This window comes from Rubneribacter sp. (genome assembly GCF_965361815.1).
In genome coordinates this window covers 1-9,051 of record NZ_CBDTNW010000086.1, presented here as the reverse complement: position 1 = coordinate 9,051, position 9,051 = coordinate 1, and the positions used below count along the sequence as shown (strand labels likewise).

7 protein-coding genes and 1 pseudogene are annotated in these 9,051 nt (G+C 64.2%); 4 read left to right on the top strand and 4 right to left on the bottom strand.

Going from position 1 to position 9,051, the window contains the following annotated elements:
* Positions 1-98: 98 nt before the first annotated feature.
* Positions 99-1,424 carry a HipA domain-containing protein gene (locus ACWKY3_RS06355; RefSeq protein ID WP_449315585.1) on the bottom strand — a complete coding sequence of 442 codons (1,326 nt, stop codon included), beginning with the start codon at positions 1,422-1,424 and terminating at the stop codon, positions 99-101.
* Positions 1,421-1,666 carry a helix-turn-helix domain-containing protein gene (locus ACWKY3_RS06350; protein WP_449315584.1) on the bottom strand — a complete coding sequence of 82 codons (246 nt, stop codon included), beginning with the start codon at positions 1,664-1,666 and terminating at the stop codon, positions 1,421-1,423. The genes ACWKY3_RS06355 and ACWKY3_RS06350 overlap by 4 nt, the downstream gene beginning before the upstream one ends.
* Before the next feature lie 672 nt (positions 1,667-2,338).
* On the opposite strand from ACWKY3_RS06350, the gene ACWKY3_RS06345 reads away from it, so the two are divergent.
* The gene (locus ACWKY3_RS06345) at positions 2,339-2,593 is read left to right on the top strand and encodes a DUF4143 domain-containing protein (protein WP_449315583.1); all 255 of its coding nucleotides are present in this window, start codon (positions 2,339-2,341) and stop codon (positions 2,591-2,593) included.
* Positions 2,569-2,796 carry a hypothetical protein gene (locus ACWKY3_RS06340; RefSeq protein WP_449315582.1) on the top strand — a complete coding sequence of 76 codons (228 nt, stop codon included), beginning with the start codon at positions 2,569-2,571 and terminating at the stop codon, positions 2,794-2,796. Before ACWKY3_RS06345 ends, ACWKY3_RS06340 begins: the two co-directional genes overlap by 25 nt.
* A gap of 192 nt (positions 2,797-2,988) precedes the next feature.
* Here ACWKY3_RS06340 and ACWKY3_RS06335 read toward each other — a convergent pair whose 3' ends face one another.
* Together ACWKY3_RS06335 and ACWKY3_RS06330 are read right to left on the bottom strand one after the other, a co-directional pair.
* Complete coding sequence (locus tag ACWKY3_RS06335; protein WP_449315581.1) at positions 2,989-3,963, bottom strand: Fic family protein; 975 nt, start codon at positions 3,961-3,963, stop codon at positions 2,989-2,991.
* A gap of 146 nt (positions 3,964-4,109) precedes the next feature.
* Positions 4,110-5,597: a response regulator transcription factor gene (locus ACWKY3_RS06330; protein ID WP_449315580.1), complete on the bottom strand. Its 1,488-nt coding sequence runs from the start codon at positions 5,595-5,597 to the stop codon at positions 4,110-4,112.
* 265 nt (positions 5,598-5,862) lie between these two features.
* Between ACWKY3_RS06330 and ACWKY3_RS06325 the strand changes: the two genes are divergently transcribed.
* The gene (locus ACWKY3_RS06325; protein WP_449315579.1) at positions 5,863-8,823 is read left to right on the top strand and encodes a molybdopterin-containing oxidoreductase family protein; all 2,961 of its coding nucleotides are present in this window, start codon (positions 5,863-5,865) and stop codon (positions 8,821-8,823) included.
* A gap of 3 nt (positions 8,824-8,826) precedes the next feature.
* Positions 8,827-8,961 (top strand): annotated as a pseudogene (locus ACWKY3_RS06320) (4Fe-4S dicluster domain-containing protein); the annotation flags it as partial.
* Positions 8,962-9,051: the final 90 nt, after the last annotated feature.

The following is a 9,051-nucleotide window of genomic DNA, read 5'->3' as shown; positions in this document are numbered from 1 at the left end:
GGGCGCGGCCCTCCCTCCCCGAACCCCCCTTGCAAACGGGAAGGCCGCCTCCGCGCGGGGCGCCCGGGGGCGTCTCCTCCGCTTGCGGCGCGGTTGCCCTAAAGCGAGCGCCTCGGCGCGGAATCGCGCTCGATGAACCGGGCGATCTCGGCGACTTCGGGAAATCCCTGATCGGCTATTTCCCGCTCGGCTGCGGGCAGGGCGGCTTCGAACTCCTTCCGCAGCGCGAGGTACTGCTCCCAGCCGAGCGCTTCGGACATTCCCATGCTTTTCGCCGACATTCGGATGTCTTGGGCGGTCACGTCGTCGATGCGGCGGCTTTCGCAAAGCGCCACGCCCATTTCCCGATCAAGGGCGGGATACCAGGTGGTGCAGGTGATGTCGTACAGCGGTGAAAGCTCGCGTGCCGACCAGTCCTCTCTCCAAAGCAGAGAGCGGTTTTTCAGATGGTTGTCGCAGTTGCCTATCAGGTAGTCGAACAAGACGCTGTTGAACAGCATCATCTTGTCGCCGAACGGGTTTTCCGAGGCGCGGCTGATAAGACGCGCGCCGAGGGCCAGGTAGCGTCCGTCGGTCGGCTCGTACTTGAAGTGGGAGGGCAGTCCTGCCGCCTGGCAGAAATCCTCCTGGTGCAGGCGAACCGGCGCCGGAAGCCCGCCAACCATGAAGGGGGCCTTCGGCTCGATGCGGTCGAATCTTCTCACGGCTAGCAACGGTTCGCGGTTGGGCATGGGGATCAATCGCGCCGATGCGACGTCGAATCCGCAGCGACGGGCAACGGCTAGGCAGAATGCCTCGTTGACCGTCTGCAGGGGGAACGTTCCGCTCGATGCTTTCACGATCATGTTCGAAGGGGCGGAACCTTCCGGTACGTGCCAGCCCGACGCGGGGTCGCTCCCGTGGTGGTAGAGCCCTATTTTCGACTGCGCTCCCGAAAGCGATAGTCGTGATGACGTGCTCAAGTCGATTGCGATGCGGGCGGGTTCCTCGGCGAACGAGGCAAGCTCTTCGGACTCCAGGGGTCGGTAGGCCCACGTTCGCTTGGAGGCGTTGCGCTCCAATTCGAACAGGAGGCCGCCTATGGATTCGTTGTTGAGTCTGGCAAGCAGGCCGGCATGGAAGCTCTCGTCGGTGCGGGTGGCACGGGCGAGCGCGCTGCGCAGGCTTCCCTCGGGGAGCAGGCCCTCGAAAAAGGCGGGGGCGGCGCGGTCTGAGAACGGTTCGGCCTGCAAAGGGAGGGAGAGCGAGATCGACGTGGCCGTTGCGCTGCGCAGGTACGTTTCGTCGTATTGGAAAAGCGAGGCGGAAGGGGAGGCGCTCAGCGTTCCGACCGCTTCAAGTTTGCCTGCGAAGTCGCGGAACACGTGCAGGGCGAGCGAGCCGTCGCTTTGCGTGAGGCGAAAGGCGGAAGAGTCGGTCATCATGCGCCCCTGACGGACAGCGCGATGTCGATGCCGAGGTTCGAGGCCAGATCGAGCACGCGTTGGATGCCGACGGTTTTTCGGCCGCGTTCGATCTCGCCTATGAGGCGGGGGCTGCAGTCGGACATGGCCGCCACCTGCTCTTGCGTGTAGCCAAGCTCTTTGCGGCGCAGGCGGATGAATGCGCCGATTTCGGCGGCGTCGAATATCTGCATCGTAGGAGCGGGCGAGAGTTGGTCAGGCATGGAGATTCCGTTTCTTCCCGATACGTAAGATTTTCCTACTTTAACAGAAATCTTCCCGATACGTAAGATCGGACGAGGAATCGCGAGACTCTTGCACAAGGTCTTCACCGAGGTCGGCTTTTGCTTCGGCCCCACCTACCCCCGCCGCTTGCGAGGCCGACGCCGTGGCTGTTCAGGCGCCGCTGCTCTGGGCGGGAGCCGTGCTCATCGGCGGCGCCCTCCCTCCCGACGGCCCCGGTCCGCACTCGCCCGGGCGCGGTCATCCCCCCCCGAAACTCCCCTTGCAAACGGGAAGGCCGCCTCCGCTCGGGGCGCTTCGGCATGCAGCCCGAATTCTGCGCATTGCCTTCAGTCAAGCAAACCAAGTTCTGCGCATCGTGTTTAGCCATGCGATTTAAGTTGTGCGCATCGTGTCCAATCGTGCAAACCAAGTTCTGCGCATCGTGCAAGAGAAGGCAATGCTGAGAATAAAAGCTTACGGCCAGCTTGTGAAATGGAAGAAGCACGGCAATGGCAAAACCGCCCTCCTCGTTGAGGGGGGCGCAGCGTCGGAAAAAGCACGCTTGTCGATGAGTTCGGGCGCAACGAGCACCGCTCGCATCTCGTCATAGACTTTTTCCAAGCTTCCAACGAGGTGCCGCCTCCGACCCGGCTGTCGGGCTCTCGCTTAGCATGGAGCAGACCGCCCTCAAATGCTACCTGGCTGACACGGGCCTGCTTGCCTCGCTTGCCTTCGCTGACAAGCAGGAGACAGACGAAAACGTGCACCGCAGCGTGCTTCGCGGCGACATAGGGATCAACGAGGGCATGCTGACCGAAAACGTTGTCGCGCAGATGCTGCGGGTCAACGGGCACAAGCTCTTTTTCTATTCCCAGTCGGGCAAAAAGAGGGCGAGGCGCGCATGGAGACAGACTTTCTCATCGTGAGGCCCTACTCCGATGCCGCAATGAAGCCACGTGTGTGCCCCGTCGAAGTCAAATCGCCCCGGCAGCACGGCACCGCTTCGCTCGACCGCTTCAAGGAGAGGTTCGGAAAACGCATCGGGAGCCAGTACGTGCTGCATCCCAAGCAGCTCAAAGTTGACAGCGATCGCATGTGCCTGCCTCTGTACATGGGGTTTTGCCTGTAGGGCGCTGCAAGCCGCATGGCCTTTCGCGTTGCTCTGCGGCGTGATGGGGCAGCACGTGGCGCAGTGGCGCGGAACAGGGTGGGCGGGTCGTCGCGCTGTGCGGCATCCCATGCCGCAAATAACTAGTAGTATTGCCATAGATAATCCAAGTAGAAGCGAAAGCGGGGCGCTCGGGAGCTGGCGGCGCACCTCTCAATCCTCGCGTCTTCTCCGCACCGCTTCCCAGCGCCCTGCGCGGGGACTGCCGACCCTCCGCAGGCGTCCCTCGTCCTTCAAGGCCGCTATCGCGCGCTCGACGGTGCGCATCGAGGAGCCTGTTCGCGTTGCCGCCTGGGCAACAGTGGCCTGCGGGCTTTCCTCAAGAAAGTCCAGCACGGCTTCCCGAAGCCGGGCCGATGCGTCTGCCTGCCTGCAGTAAGGGGCCATGACGTCGCGGATGACTTGCAGCATGAACGTGATAAACCGGGTGGAGGCGCCGTCGGCGTTGGACGCGTTCAAAGCGGCGTAGTAGTCGGCCTGCCGCTGGCGAATCATGCTCTCCACCGGCAGCCATGCCAGAATGGGCCGCCACCGGGCGAGCAGCAAGGCGTGCCATAGCCTTCCCGTCCTGCCGTTGCCGTCGGAGAAGGGGTGCACGAACTCGAACTCGTAATGGAACACGCAAGAGGCAATCAGGGGCGGCACCTCGGTGCGTTTCAACCATGCGAACAGCTCGGCCATGACCTCGGGGACGTAGGTGGCCGGCGTGCCTGCGTGAATGAGCGTGCCGCGCTCGTCGTACACGCCGGCGTTGCGCGAACGGAACCGGCCCGCGTCCTTCGCAAGCTCGGCCATCATGGTGCCGTGGGCTCGCAGAAGGTCATCGAGGCTGAGGGGATTCAACTCGTCCAGGAGGTCGTAGGCGCGTTTGGCGTTCTGGACCTCTCTGATGTCGTCGGGCGGCCCGAGCACGCGCCTGCCGTCAAGGACGGCCGTCACCTGCTCCTCGGTGAGCGTGTTTTGCTCGATGGCAAGCGAGGAATGGATGGTTCGTATGCGCAGCTGACGGTGCAGGGTGGGCGAGGCGGCCAGATCGGATGCAGGGGAGAGGGATCCCACCATCTCGGCGATCTCGAGCGAGAGGGCCGAGATCTTGGCCGTTATCTCGAAGGGCGGTTCGTAGGGCATGGACTCCTCCAATGCTCTCCCAGTCGTTTACCGCCACTATTTTACCGCCAATGGCGGTAAAACGCTAAAGATCCTCGCAGCGCCGCAGGGTTTCTCCGCGTGCTCGCCCGTATCTTGGCTCGCACGCGCACCTGCGCGCCATCTTGTCACCCCTGCCGGCGGTGGACGAGCAGCACCAGCTCGCTTTGGGTGTGCACGTCCAGCTTGGCGTAGATGTTGCGCATGTGGCTTTTGGCGGTGGAGGTGCTCACCACCAGCGTCTCGGCTATGGCTCCTGCGGTCATGCCCTCCGCGAGCAGCCGGAGGATCTCCTTCTCGCGACGGGTCAGGCGATACTGGCGCGCGAGGTCGTCGTACAGGTCGGCGTCCGGCGGCTTCGGCGGGTCGTCCTGCGGGATTTCGCCGGGCTGCGAAACGCCGGGATCCGGTGCGTACTGCCCTCCGCGATCCAGCATGATGCCCACGATGTTGGCCACGATGAGGGCCATCACAACCCCGATGGCCGCTATCGTGTAAAGCTCCGTGTCCGATATGCCGGAGGTTGCGGTGGAAAGCGCCTTGCCGGTTTGGTACAGGGCCAGCGCGCAGCCCCACACGGCCATGGGGGAGCGCTCGCTGGGCACGAGGAACGGCATGACCCACATGAGGAACAGCACAAGCTTCTGCACCACGTTGAGCGGCGCCACGTACAGAAACGAGAGCGACCCGCCAAGCAGGTCGGTGAGGTACAGCGTGAGCACGAGCAAAGGCAGCATGAACAGGTTGTACAGCTCAAGCCTGCGCCGGCCCCAGAAGCGCGCGACCAACACCAGGAGCAAAAGCCCCGCCAGCACGGTGCCCGCCGCCGCGGCCAGTTGGATGCTCAGCGACGTGATGGAGCCGTCCTGGTTGGGAACCCACGAGAAGTGGACGTTTCCGAACACGAACGAGTAGCAGGCGAGCGGCAACAGGAACACCAAGGTCATGCTGGCGCGCGACACCGACCCCGACATGAGCGACCGGTCGATGGCGAACTGCGCGCGCGGGTCGGCGTCGTCGTCCGGCCGGTAGTAGTCGATCGAGCGGGTGCGGTCCTTGAACCAGTACAGGCACGCGATGGACAGAAGGGGCACGAGCGCGAGCAGCGTGTACATGCTCCCCTCCTTGAACAGCGTGGAAAGGGCGTTCAGGCAGCCCAAGGACAGAAGCGCCAGCGCGAACGCCACGGCCGTCTTGCGCGCTCCAAGGGGGATGAGCACCTCGGCCCAGCACAGCATGAGCAAAAGCTCGCAGGTGCGCCGCACGCACCGCGTGAGGAACATGAGCGCCTCGAACTGGGGGATGGTGGCCATGCCCGTGACGAACAGCACCGAAGCGGCCAGCAGCCCCGCCACCACCAGGCCCGCCGCCATATGGCGGTGCAGGCGGAACATCGGGCGCGCGCGATAGGCGAGCACGATCGCGCCGAGGACGGCTATCGCCACGATGCTGGGGACGGCGGTGGCCAGGCTGCCGGACTGCACGCTCTGAAACGACGACATGCGCGCGCTTTCGCTCGCGTACAGCGCAAGGGAAAGCCCTATGACGGCGATGGGCATGCCCGGTGTCGATTCGACGATCCCCCTGACGAGCGTTTTCGTTTCGGCTTCGCGCATCGCATCCCCCTCGCGCATCGCATCCCCTCGCGCACGTTCTGCTTGCGTCTAGGATACCCGAATCCGGTTGGTTTGGCTTGAAAGCGCGCTCCTCTGGCCTGCGACTTCGTAAATTCATACTCGGGTATGAGACGTTTTCCCCTTGCGGCGGGGGCGTCTCGCTCGCGATTTCAGCCTGTCGTGCCATGACGCGCCGACGCGGGCCGCGTACCCTCGCAGAGGGCCCGACGAACAAGGGATCGGGCCGGACGAGAGAGGAGCGGGAATGCGAAAAACGCTGACCGCCACGCGGCGAAGCTTTCTGAAGCTGGCCGGCGTGGTCGCGGGATGCGCCATGGTCTCCGGGCCGGTCGCGTCCGCCGGGCAGGCGCTTGCCGACACGGGCGGCGCCGGATCGGCCGCCGACGTCAAGCGCGTGCGCACGGCATGCCGTGGCTGCGGCAAGATGGAGTGCGGCGTGTGGGTGACTGTCCAGGACGGGCGGGCTGTTAAAGTGGAGGGCGATGAGTCGGCCTACCAATCCAACGGCAACTGCTGCTCGAAGGCGCAGGCGTCCATCCAAGCAGCCTACCATCCCGACCGCCTGCACTACCCTTTGAAGCGCACCAACCCCAAGGGCGAGGATCCCGGCTGGGTGCGCATCGGCTGGGACGAGGCCATCAAGACCTGTCACGAGAAGTTCACCGAGGTGAAGGAGAAGTACGGCGGCGAGGGCATCATGACCATGACGGGCACCTCGCGGTTCTGGGGCATGGGCGCCTCGCGCCTCGGCAGGCTGTACGGGTCGGTCAACGGCCACGGCGCGGCGCAGATCTGCAAGGGCATCCGGCGCGATGCGGGCAGCCTCACCATCGAAAACGGCATCTTCTTCCACGAGACGGTGTGCTTTCCCAAGGTGTACGTGCAGTGGGGCACCGGCCCGTCCATCTCCAACTACGACGACAGCTGCCGCACCATCACCGAGACCATCGCCCGCGCGGAAACCTACATCCTCATCGACCCGCGCATGAACAACGAGGGCAAAGAGGCCGACATCCACCTGGCGCTGCGTCCCGGCACCGACGGCGCGATGGCACTTGGTTGGACGCACCTTGTGATGAAAAACGGCTGGGAGGACCATACGTTCTGCACACGCTGGAGCAACGGCCCCTTCCTGTATTGCGAAGATCTTGATCTGGAGGACGAGCCGTTCTTCACGGGCAAGTTCACCAAGGGCAACGGCCTGAACGTGAAGACGCGCCTTCTGCGTGAATGCGATTTGGTGGAGGGCGGCAGCGTGAGCCGCTTCATGGTGTGGGACAGCATAAACGGGCGCCTCACCTACTTCGATGCCGATGAAAGCGTGGGGCTGTGGGAGGGCGAGAGCACTCACCACATTCCCACCACGTTCACCGATTACGTGCGCCCCTCCGGTGACATGCGCAACCCCTCCGAGGGCGACGTGTCCGGGCGCATTCCCGACCCCACGCAGTTCGAGAACGACATAGAGCCCGAGCTGTGGTACGAGGGCGAGGTCACGCTCAAAGACGGGCGCACGGTGAAGGTGAAAAGCGTGTGGCAGAAGTACTGGGACGACGTGGTGTCCAAGTACACGCCCGAATACACGGGCGAGATCTGCGACGTGGATCCGGCGCTTATCGAGCAGGCTGTGGAAGCGTGGGCGGGCCAGCGTTTCGACCCTCGCTTCGCCAACGGCGGCCTGCACTACCAGCTGGCGCCCGAGCAGTGCGGCAACTCGCTGCAGAACTTCCGCGCGCTCGGCATCCTGTCGGCCATGGTGGGCGCGTACGACTCGCCGGCGGGCAACCGTGGCATGACGCGCGTGCCGGTGGACGCCGGCGGCGTGGCCGTGCCCTACTCCGCGCCCAAGGAGCCCGCGCCGTTCAAGGAGACGTTCGACAAGAACGCGAACAAGGCCTCCGCGCAGGATTTCCCGCTCATTCGCTGGACCGGCCGCGACGACGCGCGCTGCATCTGGCAGGCGGCCAACGAGGGCGACCCGTATCCCATCAAGGGCTGCATCTGCTGCGCGGGCGACTTCCTCAACCAGAGCAACGCCACGTATGCGTGGGAGGCCCTCAAGCAGATGGACTTCTTCGTGGACATCGACCTGTGGCACCATCCCACCTCCGAGCTGGCCGACATCAAGATGCCGGCCCAGCACTGGATGGAGATTCCCGGGTTCGCGCGCATCTCGCAGGGTTCGCACGGGGCCTACGGCGCCAACGTCAACTGCATCGACCCGCCCGGCGAATGCAGGTTCGAGGTGGAGATAGCGCAGGATTGGTACAAGGAGGCCGGCGTGCCGCTGTACGATCCCGCCACGGGCGACGCATGGGGGCCGGTGAGCCGCTACATGGACTACTGCGTGAAGGGCACGGGCATGACGGGCGAGGAGTATTTGGCCAAGTTCGCCGAGCACGGCTGGTTCCGCGCCAAGGACGACTACCCGGACGTGTGGGGTACCTATCACCGCTACGAGACAGGACATTTGCGCCAGGTGGACGGCATGCAGTACGTGAAGGGCGACGGCATGCCGGGCATGCCCGTGCCGTGTATGAAGATGGAGATCTGGTCCACCATCATGGAGACGTACCTGAGCCCCGAGATGGGGTATCTGCCCGAGAATCTGCAGGACTACACGCCTTCCGAAATCTGCTTCCCCGAATACAAGGAGCCGCCGCTTTCGCCGGTGAGCACGCCGGAGCTTATGGAGGAGTACCCCTTCAACATGACCACCGGCCGTCGCAACCCCGTGTACTTCCACACCGAGCACCGCCAGCTGCCGTGGTGCCGCGAGCAGTGGCCGGTGCCGCGCGTGGAGATCAACCCCGACGATGCGCGTGATCTGGGTATTGAGCAGGGCGATTGGGTGTGGATCGAGTCCAAGGACGGCAAGGTGCGCGAGGTGGCGGATTTGTACTACGGCATCAAGCGCGGCGTGATCAACGCCGAACATGCCTGGTGGTTCCCCGAGAGCAAGGTGTCGCCCACCCACGGGTGGGAACTGGTGAACATCAACGTGTGCGTGGACCGCATGGCGCAGGACCCGTTCACGGGCTCGTCGCAACTGCGCGCCTACCCGGTGAAGGTGTACAAGGCCACGCCCGAGAACTCGCCGTTTGGGAACCCGTGTCCGTGCGATGCGGACGGCACGCCGGTCATCAGCGACGCGTCCGATCCGCGGCTGAAAGAATGGCTGCCGGCGTACGAAGGGAGGGAGTGACCTATGACGCAGTACGCGATCATCACCGATCTGAACAAGTGCGTCGGGTGCCTGGCGTGCAGCGTGGCGTGCAAGTCGGCCAACGAGGTTCCCATCGGAAGCTTCTGGAACAAGGTGCTGCGCATCGGGCCGAACCCCCGCTCCTTGATTGAATTTTTAAGTTGAACACCTGTCCAGTTTAACCTTGCAATTGGATGGGGCGTAAGCCCCCGCCCTCTGCGAAGGCCT

Coding starts and splice junctions, on each gene's coding strand:
- ACWKY3_RS06355 (WP_449315585.1), bottom strand. CDS start 1,424: ATGATGACCGACTCTTCCGCCTTTCGCCTCACGCAAAGCGACGGCTCG.
- ACWKY3_RS06350 (WP_449315584.1), bottom strand. CDS start 1,666: ATGCCTGACCAACTCTCGCCCGCTCCTACGATGCAGATATTCGACGCC.
- ACWKY3_RS06340 (WP_449315582.1), top strand. CDS start 2,569: ATGGAGACAGACTTTCTCATCGTGAGGCCCTACTCCGATGCCGCAATG.
- ACWKY3_RS06330 (WP_449315580.1), bottom strand. CDS start 5,597: ATGCGCGAAGCCGAAACGAAAACGCTCGTCAGGGGGATCGTCGAATCG.
- ACWKY3_RS06325 (WP_449315579.1), top strand. CDS start 5,863: ATGCGAAAAACGCTGACCGCCACGCGGCGAAGCTTTCTGAAGCTGGCC.
- ACWKY3_RS06345 (WP_449315583.1), top strand. CDS start 2,339: ATGGAGCAGACCGCCCTCAAATGCTACCTGGCTGACACGGGCCTGCTT.
- ACWKY3_RS06335 (WP_449315581.1), bottom strand. CDS start 3,963: ATGCCCTACGAACCGCCCTTCGAGATAACGGCCAAGATCTCGGCCCTC.